General features: G+C 71.8%; 16 protein-coding genes. 8 read left to right on the plus strand and 8 right to left on the minus strand.

What is annotated here, in order from left to right; translation table 11 throughout:
* Positions 1 to 101: 101 nt before the first annotated feature.
* A complete protein-coding gene (locus tag AC1VWI_RS29735; protein WP_499514066.1) occupies positions 102 to 1,727 on the minus strand; it encodes a M4 family metallopeptidase in 1,626 nt (541 codons plus the stop codon).
* A 417-nt stretch (positions 1,728 to 2,144) separates the two neighbouring features.
* Here AC1VWI_RS29735 and AC1VWI_RS29740 point away from each other — a divergent pair, with 417 nt between their 5' ends.
* The 3 genes from AC1VWI_RS29740 (at position 2,145) to icmA (ending at position 4,893) form a co-directional block, all read left to right on the plus strand.
* Complete coding sequence (locus tag AC1VWI_RS29740) at positions 2,145 to 2,651, plus strand: MarR family winged helix-turn-helix transcriptional regulator (protein WP_499514067.1); 507 nt, start codon at positions 2,145 to 2,147, stop codon at positions 2,649 to 2,651.
* Between the two features lie 59 nt (positions 2,652 to 2,710).
* Positions 2,711 to 3,040 (plus strand): DUF3817 domain-containing protein, encoded by a 330-nt coding sequence (locus AC1VWI_RS29745; RefSeq protein WP_499514068.1) that lies wholly within the window; start codon positions 2,711 to 2,713, stop codon positions 3,038 to 3,040.
* 152 nt (positions 3,041 to 3,192) lie between these two features.
* Positions 3,193 to 4,893 carry a coenzyme B12-dependent isobutyryl-CoA mutase large subunit gene (gene icmA, locus AC1VWI_RS29750; protein WP_499514069.1) on the plus strand — a complete coding sequence of 567 codons (1,701 nt, stop codon included), beginning with the start codon at positions 3,193 to 3,195 and terminating at the stop codon, positions 4,891 to 4,893.
* A gap of 97 nt (positions 4,894 to 4,990) precedes the next feature.
* Here icmA and AC1VWI_RS29755 read toward each other — a convergent pair whose 3' ends face one another.
* Together AC1VWI_RS29755 and AC1VWI_RS29760 are read right to left on the minus strand one after the other, a co-directional pair.
* Positions 4,991 to 6,124, minus strand: coding sequence for a DUF3103 family protein (locus tag AC1VWI_RS29755; protein WP_499514070.1), 1,134 nt, complete (start codon positions 6,122 to 6,124; stop codon positions 4,991 to 4,993).
* Between the two features lie 202 nt (positions 6,125 to 6,326).
* On the minus strand, positions 6,327 to 6,944 hold the full coding sequence (locus tag AC1VWI_RS29760) for a TetR/AcrR family transcriptional regulator (protein WP_499514071.1): 618 nt from the start codon (positions 6,942 to 6,944) through the stop codon (positions 6,327 to 6,329).
* A gap of 189 nt (positions 6,945 to 7,133) precedes the next feature.
* Between AC1VWI_RS29760 and AC1VWI_RS29765 the strand changes: the two genes are divergently transcribed.
* From AC1VWI_RS29765 to AC1VWI_RS29780, 4 genes are all read left to right on the plus strand, one after another.
* Positions 7,134 to 8,093 (plus strand): tetratricopeptide repeat protein, encoded by a 960-nt coding sequence (locus tag AC1VWI_RS29765; RefSeq protein WP_499514072.1) that lies wholly within the window; start codon positions 7,134 to 7,136, stop codon positions 8,091 to 8,093.
* Positions 8,094 to 8,713: 620 nt separating this feature from the next.
* Complete coding sequence (locus AC1VWI_RS29770; protein ID WP_499514073.1) at positions 8,714 to 9,337, plus strand: DUF6230 family protein; 624 nt, start codon at positions 8,714 to 8,716, stop codon at positions 9,335 to 9,337.
* A gap of 92 nt (positions 9,338 to 9,429) precedes the next feature.
* Positions 9,430 to 10,041, plus strand: coding sequence for a DUF6114 domain-containing protein (locus tag AC1VWI_RS29775; RefSeq protein WP_499514074.1), 612 nt, complete (start codon positions 9,430 to 9,432; stop codon positions 10,039 to 10,041).
* Complete coding sequence (locus AC1VWI_RS29780; RefSeq protein ID WP_499514075.1) at positions 10,031 to 11,299, plus strand: hydrogenase expression protein HypF; 1,269 nt, start codon at positions 10,031 to 10,033, stop codon at positions 11,297 to 11,299. Before AC1VWI_RS29775 ends, AC1VWI_RS29780 begins: the two co-directional genes overlap by 11 nt.
* 114 nt (positions 11,300 to 11,413) lie before the next feature.
* On the opposite strand, the gene pyk is transcribed toward AC1VWI_RS29780, so the two are convergent.
* The 3 genes from pyk to pta form a co-directional block, all read right to left on the minus strand.
* A complete protein-coding gene (pyk, locus tag AC1VWI_RS29785) occupies positions 11,414 to 12,838 on the minus strand; it encodes a pyruvate kinase (RefSeq protein WP_499514076.1) in 1,425 nt (474 codons plus the stop codon).
* 109 nt (positions 12,839 to 12,947) lie between these two features.
* Positions 12,948 to 14,099: an acetate kinase gene (locus AC1VWI_RS29790; RefSeq protein WP_499514077.1), complete on the minus strand. Its 1,152-nt coding sequence runs from the start codon at positions 14,097 to 14,099 to the stop codon at positions 12,948 to 12,950.
* Between the two features lie 23 nt (positions 14,100 to 14,122).
* Entirely contained in the window at positions 14,123 to 16,201 is a 2,079-nt protein-coding gene (gene pta / locus AC1VWI_RS29795) for a phosphate acetyltransferase (protein WP_499514078.1), read from the minus strand.
* A 158-nt stretch (positions 16,202 to 16,359) separates the two neighbouring features.
* On the opposite strand from pta, the gene AC1VWI_RS29800 reads away from it, so the two are divergent.
* Positions 16,360 to 17,385: an ATP-dependent 6-phosphofructokinase gene (locus tag AC1VWI_RS29800; RefSeq protein WP_499514079.1), complete on the plus strand. Its 1,026-nt coding sequence runs from the start codon at positions 16,360 to 16,362 to the stop codon at positions 17,383 to 17,385.
* Positions 17,386 to 17,392: 7 nt separating this feature from the next.
* Here the strand turns inward: AC1VWI_RS29800 and AC1VWI_RS29805 are convergent, their stop codons facing one another.
* Together AC1VWI_RS29805 and AC1VWI_RS29810 are read right to left on the minus strand one after the other, a co-directional pair.
* Entirely contained in the window at positions 17,393 to 18,076 is a 684-nt protein-coding gene (locus tag AC1VWI_RS29805; protein WP_499514080.1) for a response regulator, read from the minus strand.
* A complete protein-coding gene (locus AC1VWI_RS29810; RefSeq protein ID WP_499514081.1) occupies positions 18,073 to 19,707 on the minus strand; it encodes a sensor histidine kinase in 1,635 nt (544 codons plus the stop codon). The genes AC1VWI_RS29805 and AC1VWI_RS29810 overlap by 4 nt, the downstream gene beginning before the upstream one ends.
* Positions 19,708 to 19,771 lie beyond the last annotated feature (64 nt).

Consider the following 19,771-nt stretch of genomic DNA (forward strand, 5'->3'; position numbering starts at 1 on the left):
GCGGAGCCCGGCGCAGGCGTGCTCGTGGTGCCGCGGACCGTATGGGGCGGTCCGCGGCACCACGGGTGATGGGGGTGCCGGTCGGGTCAACCGGTCCCGGGTCAGCTGACGCTGACCCCGGTCCACGCGGCGGCGACCGCGTTGTACTCGGCGGAGCCGCTGCCGTACAGGTCCTTGGCCGCGTTCAGGGTCGCGGTGCGGGCCTTGGCGTAGTTGGTGGACGAAGTGAAGTACACCGTCAGCGCGCGGTACCAGATGGCGGCGGCCTTGGCGCGGCCGATGCCGGTGACGGTGGAGCCGTTCTTCGTCGGGCTGTTGTAGCTGACGCCGTTGATGGTCTTGGCGCCGCTGCCCTCGGAGAGCAGGTAGAAGAAGTGGTTGGCCACGCCCGACGAGTAGTGGACGTCGAGGTTCTTCACCGAGGACGACCAGTAGTCGGCGGAGGCGCCGTCCTTGGACGGCTTGTCCATGTACCGCAGCGGGCTGCCGTCGCCGTTGATGTCGATCTTCTCGCCGATGAGGTAGTCGGGGGTGTCGGAGGCGAGGTTGGCGTAGAACTCGACCATGGTGCCGAAGATGTCGGAGGTGGCCTCGTTGAGGCCGCCGGACTCGCCGGAGTACGTCAGGCCGGCCGTGGCGCTGGTGACGCCGTGGGATATCTCGTGGCCCGCGACGTCGAGGGCGGTCAGCGGGTGGGTGTTGCCCGAGCCGTCGCCGTAGGTCATGCAGAAGCAGCTGTCGTCCCAGAAGGCGTTGACGTAGTTGCTGCCGTAGTGGGCGCGCGACAGGGAGCCCTTGCCGTCGTTGCGGATGCCGGAGCGGCTGAAGGTGTTCTTGTAGAAGTCCCACGTCGCCGCCGCGCCGAACTGCGCGTCCACGGCGGCCGACTGGCGGTTGGAGGCGGCGCCGTTGCCCCAGACGTCGTCGGTGTCGGAGAAGGTTGTCCCCGTCCCGCTGGTGCGGTTGTTCAGGTCCGTGGTGTAGATGCCGCCGCGGCTCGCGTCCTTGAGCGTGTAGGTGCTGCCGGACTTCGTGGTGGTCAGCGGGACCGAGCCCACGTGGACGCCGGTGCCGCTGCCGGTCTGGATGCCCTCGTAGGCCTGGATCACGGCGCCCGTGGCGGCGTCGGTGATGACGTTCAGCGCGCTGGGGGTGCCGTCGGCCTGGGTGCCGTGGACCACGGTCCGGTACGCCAGGCGGGGCGTGCCGCTGACGGCCCAGACGACCTTCTCGGGGGCCGCGGCCCGCCCGACCGCCTTCAGCGGCTCCTCGCCCTTGACGAGCGGGGTCTTCAGCAGGCCCTTGACCGTCGCCGCGGCCTTCTCCTCGGCGGCCGCGGCCGTGACGGAGGGCGTGAGCGTGGCGGGCGCGATCCTCGCGGTGACCGCACGCGAGACGGACCGGGTGGCGCCGCTCTTGTCCTGGTGCACCACCAGGTCGCCGCCGAGCACCTCCAGGCCGGCGTAGGCGCGGTCGTAGCGCAGGTGACGGGTGCCGTCAGGGTCGACGACGACGTCCCTGACGGTCAGCTGCTCGCGGTCGCCGAGCCCGAGGCTCCCGGCGAGGCCGGCGGCCTTGCCGCGGGCGTCGGACAGGGCCTGCGCGTGGGAGGCGGCGAGGGCCGGAGCGGTGGGGGCGCTCTGGGCGTTCGCGGCGAAGGACTGGAGACCGCCGGCCAGGAGCGCCGAGGCGGCGGCAAGGGTGCCGAGTGCCAGCTTCTTGCGCAATGTGACTCCTTGGGTCCCGTCGCGTGGGGGCGACGGGCGAGGACTCCGGGCAGGTGGGCGCCCGGAGCGGTGTGGGGGACGCGCGGTGTTCCGCGCGGCAAGGAGCCTCGCACCGAACGACGGGTTAATGACAGGTGCATTTCATGCATTGGCCGGTTCGTGCGACGGCGGCCCCGGCCCATGCGGCCATCTCCCGGCCCAAAGGGTGACAACTCCGTCCCGCGAGTAGGGGAAACCCTCCCCAGGGAGGGCGGCTTTCCGGTCACGATCCGCGGCCCGGGTGGCTGAAACACCGCGGTAATACGTGTGACGGGAGCCCGGCGTATGATCACGCGCACCATGGCCCGGGTGAGGCGCGCCGTCCCGCCCCGCGAGACGCGGCTGCCCAGCATGTGACCGACGGGTAGGCTCGGGCCTGTGCCCAAGCCGCTGAGCCTGCCCTTCGACCCCATCGCCCGTGCGGACGACATCTGGACCCGGCGCTGGGGGCGCGTGCCCTCGATGGTCGCGATCACGTCGATCATGCGCGCCCAGCAGATCCTGCTCTCCCAGGTCGACTCCGTCGTCAAGCCCTACGGGCTGACCTTCGCGCGCTACGAGGCCCTGGTGCTGCTGGCCTTCAGCAAGGAGGGCGAGCTGCCGATGTCCAAGATCGGCGAACGCCTCATGGTGCACCCCACCTCGGTCACCAACACCGTCGACCGACTGGTCGCCGCCGGCTTCGTCGCCAAGCGGCCCAACCCCAACGACGGGCGCGGCACGCTCGCCTCCATCACCGTCAAGGGCCGGGAGGTGTGCGAGGCCGCCACCGAGGACCTCATGGGGATGAAGTTCGGGCTCGGCGCGTACGACGACGAGCAGTGCGCGGAGATCTTCGACCTGCTGCGGCCGCTGCGCATAGCCGCGGGGGACTTCGAGGAGTGACGCGCGCCACGGCCGGGGCCGGGGGAAGCGCCGGAATCGCACCGGTTACGCTCGTCGCCATGAAAAGCAGCGTCCTGACCCGGTACCGGGTGATGGCCTACATCACCGCCGTCATGTTGCTGGTGCTCTGCACCTGCATGGTCTTCAAGTACGGCTTCGACACCGGTGAGGGGGTGACGCTCGCCGTCTCCCAGGTCCACGGTGTGCTGTACATCATCTACCTGGTCTTCGCCTTCGACCTGGGCTCCAAGGCGAAGTGGTCGTTCGGCAAGCTGGCGTGGGTGCTGCTGTCCGGGACCATCCCCACCGCCGCGTTCTTCGTCGAGCGCAAGGTGCGCCGCGAGGTCACCCCGCTGGTGGCCCCCGCGGGTGAACCCGTCAAGGTCTGAGACCGGCCTGACCAGCGACTTCCTCCCCTCGTTCGGCGGACGGGGGGATCCGCCGTCGACAGGTACTAGGACGTCCTAGTATTTTCGCCTTGTAGGGGTCATCCTCGTGGTACGGGGACCGGCCCGGAAGGCGAGAGAGGCGGAGACACGGCATGGACGCTGCAGCCATCGAGGAGGGGCGCAGCCGCTGGCAGGCGCGCTACGACACCGCGCGCAAGCGCGAGGCCGACTTCAGCACGCTCTCCGGCGACCCGGTCGAGCCCGTGTACGGCCCGCCCGCGGGTGCCGAGGTGCCCGGCTTCGAGCGGATCGGCTGGCCCGGCGAGTACCCCTTCACGCGGGGTCTGCACGCGACCGGTTACCGGGGCCGTACGTGGACGATCCGCCAGTTCGCGGGCTTCGGCAACGCCGAGCAGACCAACGAGCGCTACAAGATGATCCTCGAGGCGGGCGGCGGCGGCCTGTCCGTCGCGTTCGACATGCCCACCCTCATGGGACGCGACTCCGACGACCCCCGCTCGCTGGGTGAGGTCGGCCACTGCGGTGTCGCCATCGACTCCGCGGCCGACATGGAGGTCCTCTTCAAGGACATCCCGCTCGGCGACGTCACCACCTCCATGACGATCTCCGGCCCCGCGGTGCCGGTCTTCTGCATGTACCTGGTGGCCGCCGAGCGCCAGGGCGTCGACCCCGCCGTGCTCAACGGCACCCTGCAGACCGACATCTTCAAGGAGTACATCGCGCAGAAGGAGTGGCTCTTCGCCCCCGAGCCGCACCTGCGCCTGATCGGCGACCTGATGGAGCACTGCGCGGCGGGCATCCCCGCGTACAAGCCGCTGTCGGTCTCCGGCTACCACATCCGCGAGGCCGGTTCCACGGCCGCGCAGGAGCTCGCCTACACCCTCGCCGACGGCTTCGGCTACGTGGAGCTGGGCCTGTCGCGCGGGCTGGACGTCGACACCTTCGCGCCGGGCCTGTCCTTCTTCTTCGACGCCCACCTGGACTTCTTCGAGGAGATCGCCAAGTTCCGCGCCGCGCGCCGGATCTGGGCCCGCTGGATGCGCGACGTGTACGGCGCGAAGACCGACAAGGCGCAGTGGCTGCGCTTCCACACCCAGACGGCCGGCGTCTCGCTGACCGCCCAGCAGCCGTACAACAACGTCGTCCGCACCGCCGTCGAGGCCCTTGCCGCGGTCCTCGGCGGCACGAACTCGCTGCACACCAACGCCCTGGACGAGACGCTGGCGCTGCCCAGCGCCCAGGCGGCGGAGATCGCGCTGCGCACGCAGCAGGTGCTGATGGAGGAGACCGGCGTCGCCAACGTGGCCGACCCGCTGGGCGGTTCCTGGTACGTCGAGGCGCTGACCGACCGCATCGAGGCGGACGCGGAGAAGATCTTCGACAAGATCAAGGAGCTCGGCGCCCGTGCCGTGCCGGACGGCCGGCACGCGGTGGGTCCGATCACCTCGGGCATCCTGCGCGGCATCGAGGACGGCTACTTCACCGGCCGGATCGCCGAGGCCGCCTTCGAGTACCAGCGCGCCCTGGAGAAGGGCGACAAGAAGGTCGTCGGCGTCAACTGCCACACCGGCTCCGTGACGGGCGACCTGGAGATCCTGCGGGTCAGCCACGAGGTCGAGCGGGAGCAGGTCCGCGTGCTCGCCGGCCGCAAGGGCGAGCGCGACGACGCGGCCGTCCGCAAGGCGCTGGAGGCGATGCTGACCGCCGCCCGGGACGGCAGCAACATGATCGGGCCGATGCTGGACGCGGTGCGGGCCGAGGCCACCCTGGGCGAGATCTGCGGGGCCCTGCGCGACGAGTGGGGCAGCTACACGGAGCCCGCGCGCTTCTGACGGACGACGCGGGGCCCGGTGGGAACAACGCGTGTTCCCACCGGGCCCCGCTGCCGTGCCCGCCGCCCCCGGTGCAAGGGGGCGGCGGGCACGCTGCTCAGAACTGCTCGACGAAGTACGGCTGGAGGGTCATCCAGCCGTTGCCGCGGGCGCCGTAGCGGGTGCCGTTGTCGCTCTGCGCCAGCGTGTACCAGGAGTCGACGTAGTCCGGGTCGTCCGTCCACCAGTCGTCCGGGATGGCGTCCAGGACCGCGTTCACCAGCGGGATGTAGGTGCCCTGGTCGGCGATGGTCAGCAGGATCCCCGCGATGGCCTTGGCCAGGTCGCGGTAGTTGGTGCTGCCGTCGTCCTCCATCATCACGGCGTCGGCGAGGTTGTACTTGTACAGCGACCAGTTGACCAGGATCTGGTTCGGGCTGTACGTCGTCCCGTCGTTGTCCAGGTACGGCATGTCGACGGGGTCGACCCGCACGAGGCCGTCCTGGCCGAATCCCGTGACGAGGGTGTAGATCTCGGCGTCGCCCTTGACCCACGGCTCCTCGTCGTCGGAGAGCCGGACCTGGGTGATCCGCGTGGTCCAGAAGCCGGCCGCGGCCGCCGAGGCGGAGGACGGCGCCGCGGGGCGCCGGGCGGAGGAGGTCAGGCCCTGACGGCCCAGCTCCGACTGGAGGACGTCCAGGCCCGCGGCCAGTGCCTTGGAGCCGTCGATGTCGACGACGTACACCGGGTGGCTGGGAGCGCTGCGGGCGTCGAGGCGGTGGGCCCGGCCCCGGCTGTCGTAGGCGGTGACGGTGCGGACGTCCTCGTCGGAACTGGCCGCGGCCACCCACGGGGTGACGCCGGCGGCCAGCGCCCCGCGCATCGAGTCGTCCCCGAGGCGCAGCCGCAGCAGGGAACCGACGTCAGCGCCGAGGCCCTTGGCGGCGGCGATCCGCCGGTCGGCGTCGGCGAGCGCGGGCCGCAACTGCGGGCCGGCGAGCTCGGTGACGGCCACCTCGTCCGAGGCCAGCGCCGCGTGGCGGACGCGGGCGCGCCATGAGGCGTCGGAGAGGGAGCCGGCGATGGCGCGCGCCGCCTGTTCCTCCGCCACGGTGACGGCGGACGACGGGGCGTGGGCACGCGGGGTGGCGGACGCGGGGAGCGCGGTGGCGCTCTGTGCGGCCGTCAGGGCGATCAGCGAGGCGGCGACGGTGGCGACGACGCCGCGCCGACCGGGGTGAGGGTGTCTCACGTGGATCGATCCTCCTGGGGGCGAGCGATCAATGGGCGCGCTGACAGGGTGGAACGAGGGAACGCCGAGCAACGGCCATGCCTGGCCGCCGGGTTGTCTATGCGAGTAGATGACCCGCCGGTAATCATGACGATGACATGCCACGCGGGCAAGAGGTGTCGCGGCTCCATCGAGCAAAGGGAAGCCGAACTCCCGGCGACGGCTACGCCGTTGACGCCGCCGCGAGCCCGCCCAGCAGGACGGTGGTGAAGCGGGCCGCCCAGTCGGCGTCCACCGGTTCGCAGCTGACGAGCGCGCGGTGCACCACGGCACCCGCGATCACGTCGAAGATCAGGTCGATCTGCGGCGCGGGGTCGCCGTCGTCCGGCGGGATCTCCCCGCGCTCCTGGGCGCGCCGGCGGCCCTCGATGACCAGGCGCTTCTGCCGGTCGACGATCGCCTCCCGGATCCGCTGCCGCAGTGCCTCGTCGTGGGTGGCCTCGGCGACCACCGCCATGAGCGCGGTCTTGGTGGCGGGCTGCTCCAGCAGGGCCGCGAACTGCAGGACCACGCCCTCCACGTCGGCCCGCAGGCTGCCGCGGTCGGGCAGTTCGAGCTCGTCGAAGAGCGCGGCGACCGCGTCCACGGCGAGCTCGTTCTTGTTCGCCCAGCGCCGGTAGAGGGTGGTCTTGGCGACCCTCGCGCGGGCCGCGACGTCGCCCATGGTGAGCTTGCCCCAGCCGAGCTCGACCAGGGCCTGCCGCGCGGCGTCCAGGATCGCCCGGTCGGCCTCCGCACTGCGGGGGCGTCCGGTCCTTCTGCCTGTTTCACGCGCGCACATGGCTGGGAACCCTATCCCCGTTGCGTAGGGTGCGGCCGTACAGTTACGCTACGGGTCGTATCGAAAGGGTGGCGGCCGCCGCGCGGGAGGGGACCTCGCGCCGGACAGCGCGTCACCGTCGCGCGCCGCAGGTGGCGCTTTCGGGGGGCGATTCCCCGGGAACCGCGACGAGGGGGGAGGATTGGTCTCATGCAGCCACGGAACATGTCCATGAGCGGCGTGGTCGACCTCGCCGCGGTGAAGGCGGCCGGAGAGGCCAAGGCGAAGGCCGAACAGGCCCGCGCGGAAGCCGCCCGCAACGGGGGAGAGCCCGCCGCCCCCGCCCTGGTGACCGAGGTCACCGAGGCCACCTTCGAGAGCGATGTCCTGCAGCGTTCCACCGAGGTCCCGGTCGTCGTCCACTTCTGGACCGACCGCGCGGACGCGAGTGTGCAGTTGCAGGACACGCTGGAGTACCTCGCCGGCTCCTACGCGGGCCGGATCGTCGTCGCGAAGATCGACGTGTACGCGAACCAGCTGCTGGTGCAGCAGTTCGGCGTGCAGGGCATCCCCGCGGTGTTCGCGGTGCTGGCCGGCCAGGCCATGCCGCTCTTCCAGGGCGCCGCACCCGAGGACCAGATCCGCGAGGTGCTGGACCAGCTGGTCGCCGTGGCCGAGCAGCGCTTCGGCATCACGGGCGTACCGGTCGAGGAGGGCGCCGAGGCGCCGGTCGCCGAGGAGCGGCCGCCCACCCCGCAGGAGCTCGCGCTGTCCGCGGCGCACGACGCGCTGGACCAGGGCGACCTCGGTGGCGCGATCCAGGCGTACCGCAACGTGCTCGCGGACGAGCCGGCCAACACCGAGGCGAAGCTGGGCCTGGCGCAGGCCGAGTTGCTGCAGCGGGTGCAGGGCGTCGACGCGCAGGCCGCCCGCAAGGCCGCGGCGGACGCCCCGGCGGACGTGGCGGCGCAGATCGCCGTGGCCGATCTGGACCTGGTCGGCGGCCATGTCGAGGACGCCTTCGGACGGCTGGTGGACACCGTGCGGCGCACCGCGGGCGAGGACCGCGACACCGTGCGGCTGCGGCTGCTGGAGCTGTTCGAGGTGATCGGGTCCGACGACCCCCGGGTGACGGCCGCGCGTGCGGCGCTGGCACGGGTGCTGTTCTGACCTGATCACGTAAGGTGGCCGTGCCTCGAAAGCCATTTCGAGCCTCGATCAAGACCGGCCGCGCTTTACCAAATCTTGATGAAGCGCGGCCGCTGTTACTTCCGGTAAGAGAGTGACGGGACTCTGTCCGGATCCATCACACGATGGGTGATTTTCACACCCCCACCGCAACTACGCAGCGTAGCGGTTATGGTCTAGACCATATCTCCTGGGTTATCGCACCGTTACCCGCTAGTAACGACGCCCCTTGTGCAGCGGCGCCGAATGGACCACGATCGGCCAAGCCCGGTCCGTCGCCGAGCAGTCGGCACCCAGCCGTCCGATCGCCGAACGGGTCCCCACCGGGCCGGGACGCCGATGCTGTGCCAGCAGCGGACGCGGACCGCGGACAGGGGGGTCTCTGCCGTCCGGCGGGGCCTGTCCAGCAGGTTGCGCGAGAGCGTGGCCGTGTGGTTGTCGCTCGGGGGTGATCGCCGATTTTTCGGACAGCGTCGTCCGCTCTTTCCCGCGTGACGGCCGTCGATACGGCGCTCTCCTTCCCGAGGACGTAGCACTTCTCCCATCCCGCCGCAATCCCCACGATTCCGGCCGGAGATGTACGTCCGAGAAGGAGGAAAGTCATGGAGTCGCTCATCCGCGGCGGTACCAGATGGAAGCGGTTCGCCGTCGTCATGGTGCCGAGCGTCGCGGCCACCGCGGCGATAGGCGTGGCCCTGGGTCAGGGCGCGCTCGCCGCGTCGTTCAGCGTTTCGGGCCAGCAGTTCAAGGTCGCCGCCCAGGACCTGGACGGTGACGGCTTCGTCCAGTACGGAGCCATCGACGTCCAGCACGGCGGCAAGCCGATCCCGGTCGCGGTCTCCGCGTTCGACAGCGCCACGATCACCGGGCTGTGCCAGTCCGTGGTCGTGCCGACGCCGATCGGCGACGTCACGCTGAAGCTCGGTGCCGGCAACGACGGCAAGAAGGTCGAGGCGAAGAACCTCTACATCGACCTCGACCAGCTCGACGCCGATGCGGAGTTCACCGACATCAACATCGGTGTCGCCGCCGGTGACACCCAGCAGGGCCCCGGCATCAAGGCCGGTGACAAGACCGACCCCGGTTCCTTCGCCCAGGAGGCCCGGAAGGCGCACCTCACCGGTGTGACCCAGACCGCGTGGGCGACCAGCGCGGGCACCTTCAAGCTCAGCGGGCTGAGCATGTCGGTGAAGGTCGGTTCCGGCAAGAAGTACGAGTGCTTCTAGCCTGACCAGAGGGGGTGGGGGGCACGGGATGCCCCTCACCTTCCTCACCCCTGACTCTTTCTAGAAACGCCAGTCCCAGGGAGCTGTTTTCCATGAGCGCCGAGACACACGGACTGAGGGGCCGGTTCGGCTATTGGCGGTTCCGCTTCCGCGTATGGCGCGGACAGCGGCCGTTCTGGGCGGGCCTGCTGACACTGCTGGCCGGACTGCCCATCGCGTACTTCCCGTACGCCCATCTCTCGCTCGGCGCGCTGAGCCTGACCATGGCCACCACGGCCGGGTCCGGTTCGCTGATCATCGGCGTGCTGCTGGTCGTACTCGGCCTGACCATGTGGTTCCAGTCGGCGGTGCGGGTCTTCTCGGGCGTCGCGTCGATCCTGCTGGCGCTGGTGTCGCTGGTGGTCTCCAACTTCGGCGGCTTCCTGATCGGCTTCCTGCTGGGCCTCATCGGCGGTGCCCTCGCCGTCTCGTGGGCCCCGGGCGTACCGCCCGCCGACGGCGGCGCGGACCCGGCCGAACTGCCCGGCAGCGGCAAGGGTGACGACGGTGACGCCGGCTACGTGCCGCCGCCCGGTTCCCCCTACGCGGCGGCCTACGGCGAGTACCCGGCCCACCCGGCCGCCGACCAGGCAGGGACCGCCCCGCAGCACCCGGCGGACGGCGCCGAGACCGTAGACGCGAACGGGAGGCACAGTGCGGGGTGATGAGGTCCAGCCCGCTTCCGGGGTCGCCGCCGGCAGCGGCACCCGTGAGAGAACGGGGCCGCGGCACGCGGCACCGAGGAAGTCGCTGCTGACCAAGCTGCAGATGCCCGCGGGCAAGGCGATAGCCCTGGCCGCGATGCCGACGGCGGTCCTGATGGGCATGGGACTGACGCCGAGGCTGGCCTCTGCCGACGAACTGCCGAAGAACCCGTTCTCGGGCACGAAGTGCATCGAGCAGCCCGACGAGCCGGCGGAGTCCGCGACGCCGAGCGCCACCCCGTCGAGCGGCGGCACCAAGACCCCGACCCCGGATCCGTCCGGGAGCCCGTCGAGCGACCCGTCGGGTTCCCCCGGTTCCGGTGACGAGGGCGGCAAGGGCGACGAGAGCGGCGGCGGTTCGTCCGGCGGCACGGGGACGACGGCGCCCACCCCGTCGGCCTCGCCCTCGGCGGCCCAGCAGAACAACCCGCTGGACCCGCTGGGCGTCGGTGACGCCCTGGGCGACCTGCTGGGGCTCAACAAGAAGAGCGAGGGGTCCGCCACGGCGACCCCCTCGGCGACCTCGACGCCCGCCCCGGGCGCGACCTCGGCCGCTCCCAAGCCGAGCGCCTCCACGGGCACGGTGAGGACGAAGGCCGAGGACACCACCGACACGCTGAAGAAGACCGTGTCGGAGGCCGTCGAGAAGCTCTCGGAGACGACCGGGAAGGCGACGCAGACCCCGGATCCCTCGCAGAGCTCCCCGGCCGTGTCGGCGGACGGCAAGACCCCGTTCCCGTGCCCGACCCACGACGCGCAGGCCCTGGCGGACGCCGCCTACCAGGAGACGCAGTCGCTGCTGCCCGACGACCCTTGGGTCCTGCGCAGCAGCCTGCTGACCCTGACCGGGCTCGACTACAAGGGCATCGTCGAGGTCAAGACCTGGAGCGGGAAGGTCAAGAAGGTCCTGAAGTTCACCGCCACCGGCGTGGACATCAAGGACCTGCAGCAGGAGGTCGTGGGGCCGAACGGCACCGTCGGGCACGTGGACGCCCGCAAGGGCAGCACCTCGACGATCCGCAACGGCACGGTGACGATGTACACCGAGTCGCTGAAGGGCAACCTCTTCGGGCTCATCCCGATCGAGTTCACCCCGGACACCCCGCCCCCGATCAACGTGCCGGCCGCCTTCTTCACCAACGTCACGGTCAAGCAGGCCGGCCAGTTCGGCGGCACGCTGAAGGTCCCCGGCATGCACGTGTACAACACCGCGGACTGAGCCCGGCCGCACAGGACCCCTCCGGGAGCCGCACGAGGAAACGGCGGAGGGCGCCGTCCCCGCAAGGGGAGGTGCCCTCCGCCGTTCCCGTGTTCCGGGCGGCCCGGCGGCCGGTCAGACCGCGCGGTGGCCGAGGTGGTGGACCCGCACCAGGTTGGTGGTGCCGGGGACGCCGGGAGGGGAGCCGGCCGTGATGATCACGGTGTCGCCCTCGGCGTAGTCGCTGAGCTTCAGCATCTCCTGGTTGACGATCTCGACCATCTCGTCGGTGGTGTTCACGTGCGGGACGACGGTGGTCTGCACGCCCCAGGTGAGCGCCAGCATGTTGCGGGTCGACTCGTCGGTCGTGTACGCCACCACCGTCTGCGGCACGCGGTAGCGGGCCAGCCGACGGGCGGTGTCGCCGGACTTGGTGAACGCGACCAGGGTCTTGGCGTCCAGGTAGTCCGCGAGCTCGGCGGCGGCGCGGGCGACGGCGCCGCCCTGGGTGCGCGGCTTGCGGCCGTTGAGCGGCCACAGGCCCTGCTTGAGCAGTTCGACCTCGGCCGCCTCGATGATCCGCGACATCGTCTTCACGGTCTCGATCGGGTACTTGCCGACGCTGGACTCGGCGGACAGCATGACCGCGTCCGTACCGTCCAGGATCGCGTTGGCGACGTCGGAGGCCTCGGCGCGGGTCGGACGGGAGTTGGTGATCATCGACTCCATCATCTGGGTCGCGACGATCACCGGCTTGGCGTTGCGGCGGCAGAGCTCGATCAGCCGCTTCTGCACCATCGGGACCTTCTCCAGCGGGTACTCCACCGCCAGGTCGCCACGGGCCACCATGACGCCGTCGAAGGCCGCGACGACGTCCTCCATGTTGTCGACCGCCTGCGGCTTCTCGACCTTGGCGATGACCGGCACGCGGCGGCCGACCTCGTCCATGACGCGGTGGACGTCGCGGACGTCCTTGGCGTCGCGGACGAAGGAGAGCGCCACCATGTCGACGCCCATGTGCAGGGCGAAGCGCAGGTCCTCGATGTCCTTCTCGGACAGGGCGGGCACGTTGACCGCGGCGCCGGGCAGGTTGATGCCCTTGTGGTCGGAGATGACGCCGCCCTCGACGACCAGGCAGCGGACCCGCGGGCCGTCGACGTCGATCACGCGCAGCGCGACGTTGCCGTCGTTGATCAGGACGGGGTCGCCGGCGCGCACGTCGGCGGGCAGGCCCTTGTAGGTGGTGCCGCAGATGGTCCTGTCACCGGGCACGTCCTCGGTGGTGATGACGAACTCGTCACCGGCGACCAGCTCCACGGGACCGTCCGCGAAGGTCTCCAGGCGGATCTTGGGCCCCTGGAGGTCGGCCAGCACGCCGATGGCACGTCCGGTCTCCACGGAGACCTTGCGCACCCGCTGGTAGCGCTCCTCGTGCTCGGCGTGGCTGCCGTGGCTGAAGTTGAAGCGGGCCACGTTCATACCGGCCTCGGCCAGCGTCTTCAGCTGGTCGTAGGAGTCGACGGCGGGACCCAGGGTGCAGACGATTTTCGCTCGGCGCATGAGGACGATCCTATCGGGTTTGTTCCGCTCCGGAATTTTCCCGTGCGGGGGAGGCATGGACGGTGCGGACGGCGGCCATAGAGTAGAGCCTCCGGGTGGCCGCAACGAGTCACCGGCCGGTGACCAGCGCGTACGTCTGCTGTGCGATCTCCAGTTCCTCGTCGGTGGGGACGACCGCCACCGCCACCCGGCTGCCCGCGGCCGACACCACGCGGGCGGCACTGCCGCGCACCGCGTTGCGCACCGCGTCGAGCTCGACGCCCAGGCCCTCCAGGCCGGCCATGGCGGCGGCCCGGACCGCCGCGGAGTTCTCGCCGACGCCCGCCGTGAAGGCGATCGCGTCGACCCGCCCCAGCACGGCGGTGTAGGCGCCCACGTACTTGCGCAGCCGGTGGACGTAGACGTCGAAGGCGAGCTGGGCCGCCGCGTCGCCCTCGGCCATCCGGCGGGCGATCTCCCGCATGTCGTTGTCGCCGCACAGGCCCAGCAGGCCGGAGCGCTTGTTGAGCAGGTCGTCGATCTCCGCCACCGCCATCCCGCCCACGCGGGCCAGGTGGAAGACCACGGCCGGGTCCAGGTCCCCCGAACGGGTGCCCATCACCAGGCCCTCCAGCGGGGTGAGTCCCATCGAGGTCTCCACGCACTGCCCGCCGCGCACGGCCGAGGCGGAGGCCCCGTTGCCCAGGTGCAGGACGATGACGTTGACCTCGGCCGGGTCCCTGCCCAGCAGCCGCGCCGTCGCGCGGGAGACGTACGCGTGCGAGGTGCCGTGGAAGCCGTAGCGGCGCACCTGGTGGGCGTCGGCGGTCTCCCGGTCGACCGCGTAGCGGTAGGCGTGCTCGGGGATCGTGGAGTGGAAGGCGGTGTCGAAGACGGCCACCTGCGGCAGGTCCGGGCGCAGGTCGCGGGCGACCCGGATGCCGGTGACGTTCGCCGGGTTGTGCAGCGGGGCCAGCGGCACCAGGTCCTCGACGGCGGCGAGCACCTCGTCGTCGATCAGCGTCGGCTCGGTGAAGCGCGTGCCGCCGTGCACGACCCGGTGGCCCACCGCGGCCAGTTCGGGGGAGTCCAGGCCGAGGCCGCGGGCGGCGAGCTCCTCCGCGACCGTCTTCAGCGCCTCGGCGTGGTCCGCGACCCCGCCCGGCTCGCCGATCCGCTCGACGATCCCGGCCGCCGGCCGGCTGCCGTCGGCCATGTCCAGCAGCTGGTACTTCACCGACGAGGAGCCGGAGTTGAGGACGAGGACGCGGGTTGCGGTCACGGTGCCTTCCCTGTGGTGGCCGGTCACCGGTCGCCCTGCGCCTGGATGGCCGTGATGGCGACGGTGTTGACGATGTCCTGGACCAGCGCGCCGCGCGACAGGTCGTTGACGGGCTTGCGCAGGCCCTGCAGCACGGGGCCGACCGCCACCGCGCCCGCCGAACGCTGCACCGCCTTGTAGGTGTTGTTGCCGGTGTTGAGGTCCGGGAAGATCAGCACGGTGGCGTTGCCGGCGACCTTCGAGTCCGGCAGCTTGGTGGCCGCGACCTTGGCGTCGACCGCCGCGTCGTACTGGATGGGCCCCTCCACCAGCAGCTCCGGGCGCCGCTGCCGGACCAGTTCGGTGGCCCGGCGCACCTTGTCCACGTCGGCGCCCGAGCCGGAGGTGCCGGTGGAGTACGAGAGCATCGCCACCCGCGGCTCGACCCCGAACTGCGCGGCGGTCTCGGCGGACTGGATCGCGATGTCGGCCAGCTGCTCCGCGTCCGGGTCCGGGTTGACCGCGCAGTCGCCGTACACCAGCACCCGGTCGGCCAGGCACATGAAGAAGACCGAGCTGACGATGGCCGCGCCCGGAGCGGTCTTGATGACCTCGAAGGCGGGGCGGATCGTCGCCGCCGTGGAGTGGACGGCACCGGAGACCATGCCGTCGGCGAGGCCCTGCTCCACCATCAGCGTCCCGAAGTGGGAGACGTCGGCCACGACGTCGTACGCCAGCTCGTAGCTGACGCCCCGGTGGGCGCGGAGCCTGGCGTAGAGCTCCGCGAAGTTCTCGCGCAGCGGCGAGGTCTGGGGGTCGGTCAGGGTGCAGCCGGGCACGTCGACGTTGACGCCGAGCTCTCCCGCCCGCTTGCGGATGGCGTCCTCGTCGCCGAGCAGGACGATGTCGCAGACGTCCCGGCGCAGCAGGACCTCGGCCGCGTGCAGGATGCGCTCCTCGGTGCCCTCGGGGAGGACCACCCGGCGGCGCCCGGTACGGGCCCGCTCGATCAGCTCGTGCTCGAACATCATCGGGGTGACGCGCTCGCCGCGGACCACCGACAGCCGCTCGGTCAGCTCGGGACCGTCCACGTGCTTCTCGAAGAGCCCGAGCGCCGTCTCCGCCTTGCGCGGGGTGGCCGCGCCCAGCCGCGCCTCCAGGGCGAAGAGCTCGGCGGCGGTCGGGAAGCTGCCGGTGGGCACCGACATGACCGGTGTGCCGGGGGCCAGCCGGGCCGCCAGGGCCATGATCTCCGGGCCGGGCACCTCGTCCAGGGTGAGCAGGATGCCGGCGATGGGCGGGGAACCGGCGGAGTGCGCGGCCAGCGAGCCGATGATCAGGTCCGCCCGGTCGCCCGGAGTGATCACCATGCAGCCGGGGGTCAGCGCGCGGATGAAGGTCGGCAGCATCGCGCCGCCGAAGACGAAGCCCATCACGTCCCGGGACAGTCCGCCGTGGTCACCGAGGAGCACCTCGGCGTCGAGCGCCTCGACGACCTGGGCGACCGTGGGGGCCGACAGCGCCGGCTCGTCGGGCAGCACGTACGCGGGCACCGGGAGCCTGCGGCGCAGCCGCGACGCGGCCTCCTCCAGCACCTCCGGCGGCACCCGGTTGGCGATCATGGCGACGATGTCGCAGCCCAGGCCGGTGTAGGACAGGTGAGCGTTGCGGACCTCGTCCACGACCGCGTCGGCGGTCTGCTCGCGGCCGCCGACCACCGGGATCACCGAGGCGCCGAACTCGTTCGCCAGCCGGGCGTTGATGCCGAGCTCGCCCGGGAGGTTGGTCTCGTGGAAGTCCGAGCCGAGGACGAGCACGGTGGGGAACTCGGTGGCCACCAGGTGGTAGCGGTCCACCAGGCGGGCGATGAGCGCGTCCCGGCCCTGCTCGGCCTGGAGCGCGGCCGCCTCCTCGTAGGTCAGGCCGTGGGCGGTCGCCGGGTCCTGGGTGAGCCGGTAGCGGCTGCGCAACAGCTCGAACATCCGGTCGGGCGTGTCGTGGACCAGAGGCCGGAACACCCCGACGCGGTCCACCTGCCGGGTCAGCAGCTCCATCACGCCCAGCTCGACGACCTGGCGGCCGTCCCCCCTGCCGATACCGGTTACGTACACGCTGCGCGTCACGCGCTCTCTCCGTTCCTGCCCGGCGTGATCCACCCAGTCGGGTGGCGGATATCTGTTGACATTACCGTTCGGTGTGCGTATGACGCGCGGCGGGTGCGGTGCGGACCTACGATGCGAAAAGGCGACCGTACACGCGACCGGAGGGAGCGTGGAGCGCCATGCGCATCGGAGTCCTCACCGCCGGCGGCGACTGCCCCGGACTCAACGCCGTGATCCGCTCGGTGACCCACCGCGCGCTGACCTACCACGGCGACGAGGTCATCGGCTTCGAGGACGGCTTCAAGGGCCTGCTGGAGGGCCGCTACCGTCCGCTCGACCTCAACTCCGTCAGCGGCATCCTCGCCCGGGGCGGCACCATCCTCGGTTCCTCCCGCCTGGAACGCGCCCGCCTCCACGAGGCCGCCGACAACTGGCGCACCGTGTGCTCCGGCTACGGACTGGACGTCCTCATCCCCATCGGCGGCGAGGGTACGCTCACCGCGGCCCGGCTGCTCGCCGAGGCGGGCATGCCGGTGGTCGGCGTCCCCAAGACCATCGACAACGACATCTCCGCCACCGACCGCACCTTCGGCTTCGACACCGCCGTCACCGTCGCCACCGAGGCCATCGACCGGCTCAAGACCACCGCCGAGTCCCACCAGCGCGTCATGGTCGTCGAGGTCATGGGCCGGCACGCCGGCTGGATCGCCCTGGAGTCCGGCATGGCCGGCGGCGCGCACGGCATCTGCCTCCCGGAACGGCCCTTCGACCCCGCCGACCTCGTCGCCATGGTGGAGGAGCGCTTCGCCCGCGGCAAGAAGTTCGCCGTCGTCTGCGTCGCCGAGGGCGCCCACCCCGCCGAGGGCACCATGCCGTACGCCCACGGCGAGATCGACGCCTACGGCCACGAGCGCTTCGCCGGCATCGGCGCCCGGCTCGCCGCCGAGCTCGAGCAGCGCATGGGCAAGGAGGCCCGCCCCGTCATCCTCGGCCACGTCCAGCGCGGCGGCGTCCCCACCGCCTACGACCGCGTCCTGGCCACCCGCTTCGGCTGGCACGCCGTGGAGGCCGCGCACAAGGGGGCCTTCGGCTGCATGACGGCGCTGCGCGGCACCGCGGTGGAACTGGTGCCGCTCGCCGACGCGGTGATGGTGCTCAAACGGGTGCCCGAGGACCGCATGCAGGAGGCGGAGTCGGTCTTCTGACGCCCTGTCACGAACGGCGCTGCGGGGCCCAGCGGTAGGTGAGCTCCGGCCTGCCGACCTGGCCGTACTGCGGGGCGCGGACCGCGCGGCCGGTCTCCACCAGGTGCTCAAGGTAGCGGCGGGCCGTGATCCGGGAGACGCCCACGGCCTGGGCCGCCGCGTTCGCCGACAGGCCCTCCGCCGCCTCGCGCAGCGCCGCCGTCACCGCCTCCAGGGTGGGGCCGCTGAGGCCCTTGGGGAGCACCGAGCCCTCCGGGCTGCGCAGCGCCGCCAGGGCGCGGTCCACCTCGTCCTGGCCGGAGGCCTCGCCGCCGGCCAGCTCGTCGCGGTAGCGCGCCCAGCGCTCCAGCCGGTCGCGCAGGGTGGGGAAGGTGAAGGGCTTCAGCAGGTACTGCACCACCCCGACCGAGACGGCCTGCCGCACCACGCCCAGGTCGCGGGCCGAGGTCACCGCCACCACGTCGGCGGTGTGCCCGGCCGCCCGCAGCGTGCGCACCACCTGCAGCCCGTGTCCGTCGGGCAGGTTGAGGTCCAGCAGGATCAGGTCCACCTGGTGCCGTTCGAGCGCGCGCAGCGCCGCGCCCCCGGAGTGGGCCACCGCGGCCACCGTGAACCCCGGCAGCCGCTCGACGTACAGCCGGTGGGCGTCGGCCGCCACCGGGTCGTCCTCGACGACCAGCACCTTGATCATGTCCGCACCTCCCCGCGCAGCGGCAACCGTACGGTGAAGGAGGCGCCGCCGCCCACCGCCCGCTCCAGGTCCACGGTGCCGCCCGCGCGCCGGGCGGTCTGCTCGACGAGCGCGAGCCCGAGGCCGTGCCCGTGGCTCTTGGTCGTCCAGCCGCGGCGGAAGACCTCGCGCACCACGGCCGGGTCCACCCCGCGCCCGCTGTCGGTGACCCGCAGCAGCAACTCGCCGTCGTCGGTGCGTGCGGTGACCTCGACGTGCGGGCGCGCCGTCGTCTGCGCGGCGCCCTCGATGGCGGCGTCCAGGGCGTTGTCGATCAGATTGCCCAGGAGGGTGACGAGGTCCCGGGAGGTGAGTGAGGCGGGCAGCACCCCGTCGTCGATGCGGCTGTCCTCGGTGACCGTCAGTTCCACACCGCGCTCGTTCGCCTCGGCGGCCTTGCCCAGCAGCAGCGCGGCCAGCACCGGTTCCGCCACCGCCGCGACGACGCGGTCGGTCAGTGCCTGGGCCAGCTGCAGTTCGGCGGTGGCGAACTCCACCGCGTCCTGGGTGCGGCCCAGTTCGATGAGGGAGACGACCGCGTGCAGCCGGTTGGAGGCCTCGTGCGCCTGCGAGCGCAGCGCTTCGGCGAAACCGCGTACGGAGTCCAGTTCGCCGGTGAGCGACTGCAGGTCGGTGTGGTCCCGCAGGGTCACCACGGTGCCCCGGCGCTCCCCGCCGCGCACCGGCGAGGTGTTGACCACCACCACCCGCTCCGCGGTCAGGTGCACCTCGTCCACCCGCGGCTCGGCCGCCAGCAGCGCGCCGGTCAGCGAGGCGGGCAGCCCGAGGTCGGCGACGTAGGAGCCCACCACGTCCCCCGGCAGGCCCAGCAGTTCGCGGGCGGCGTCGTTGCACAGGGCGACCCTGCGGTCGGCGTCCATGAGGATCAGGCCCTCGCGCACCGCGTGCAGCGTCGCCTGGTGGTAGTCGTACATGCGGCTCAGCTCGTCCGCGGCCATGCCGTGCGTGTGGCGGCGCAGCCGGGCGTTGGCGAAGTAGGTGCCCAGGCCCCCGACCGCCAGGGCCGCCGCGGCGATCCCGATCAGCACCGCCAGCTGGTCCCGCACCTGGTCGGTGATGGCCTCGACCGTGATGCCGACGCTGACCAGCCCGACGATCCGGCCGTCGTCCCGGACGGGGGTGACGACGCGCACCGACGCGCCCAGCGTGCCGGTGTACGTCTCCGTGAAGGTGCCGCCCTGCTGGGCGCGCTCTATGTGCCCGAGGAAGGGGCGGCCTATCTGGTCGGTGTCGGGGTGCGTCCAGCGGATGCCGGCCGGGCTCATGATGGTGATGAAGGACACGCCGGTGTCCAGGCGGACCTGCTCCGCGTAGGGCTGGAGCGCGGCGGTGGGGTCCTCGCCGCGGATCGCGGCCGCGACCGAGGGGGCGTCGGCCACCGCCCGCGCGGCCGCGGTGACCCGGTCCCGCGCGGCGTCCTCCGCGCGGCCGGCGGCGTTGACGTAGACGAGCACCGCGATGCCCGCGACCACCATGGCCACGATGACCACCTGCATCGCGAACAACTGGCCCGCCAGGCTGCGCGCACGGCGGCGCGGCCGGGGGCGGTGGAGGGGGCTCGGGAGCGGCATGCCCACCAGTGTGCACAGGTCCCGCGAACACAATGAACGCAAACGTGACCTGGCTCACTGCCCG

The sequence above is a fragment of the Streptomyces sp. TOM-9 genome (genome assembly GCF_056858595.1).

Coding starts and splice junctions, on each gene's coding strand:
- AC1VWI_RS29745 (WP_499514068.1), top strand. CDS start 2,711: ATGAAAAGCAGCGTCCTGACCCGGTACCGGGTGATGGCCTACATCACC.
- icmA (WP_499514069.1), top strand. CDS start 3,193: ATGGACGCTGCAGCCATCGAGGAGGGGCGCAGCCGCTGGCAGGCGCGC.
- AC1VWI_RS29760 (WP_499514071.1), bottom strand. CDS start 6,944: ATGTGCGCGCGTGAAACAGGCAGAAGGACCGGACGCCCCCGCAGTGCG.
- AC1VWI_RS29765 (WP_499514072.1), top strand. CDS start 7,134: ATGCAGCCACGGAACATGTCCATGAGCGGCGTGGTCGACCTCGCCGCG.
- AC1VWI_RS29770 (WP_499514073.1), top strand. CDS start 8,714: ATGGAGTCGCTCATCCGCGGCGGTACCAGATGGAAGCGGTTCGCCGTC.
- AC1VWI_RS29775 (WP_499514074.1), top strand. CDS start 9,430: ATGAGCGCCGAGACACACGGACTGAGGGGCCGGTTCGGCTATTGGCGG.
- pyk (WP_499514076.1), bottom strand. CDS start 12,838: ATGCGCCGAGCGAAAATCGTCTGCACCCTGGGTCCCGCCGTCGACTCC.
- AC1VWI_RS29800 (WP_499514079.1), top strand. CDS start 16,360: ATGCGCATCGGAGTCCTCACCGCCGGCGGCGACTGCCCCGGACTCAAC.
- AC1VWI_RS29805 (WP_499514080.1), bottom strand. CDS start 18,076: ATGATCAAGGTGCTGGTCGTCGAGGACGACCCGGTGGCGGCCGACGCC.
- AC1VWI_RS29810 (WP_499514081.1), bottom strand. CDS start 19,707: ATGCCGCTCCCGAGCCCCCTCCACCGCCCCCGGCCGCGCCGCCGTGCG.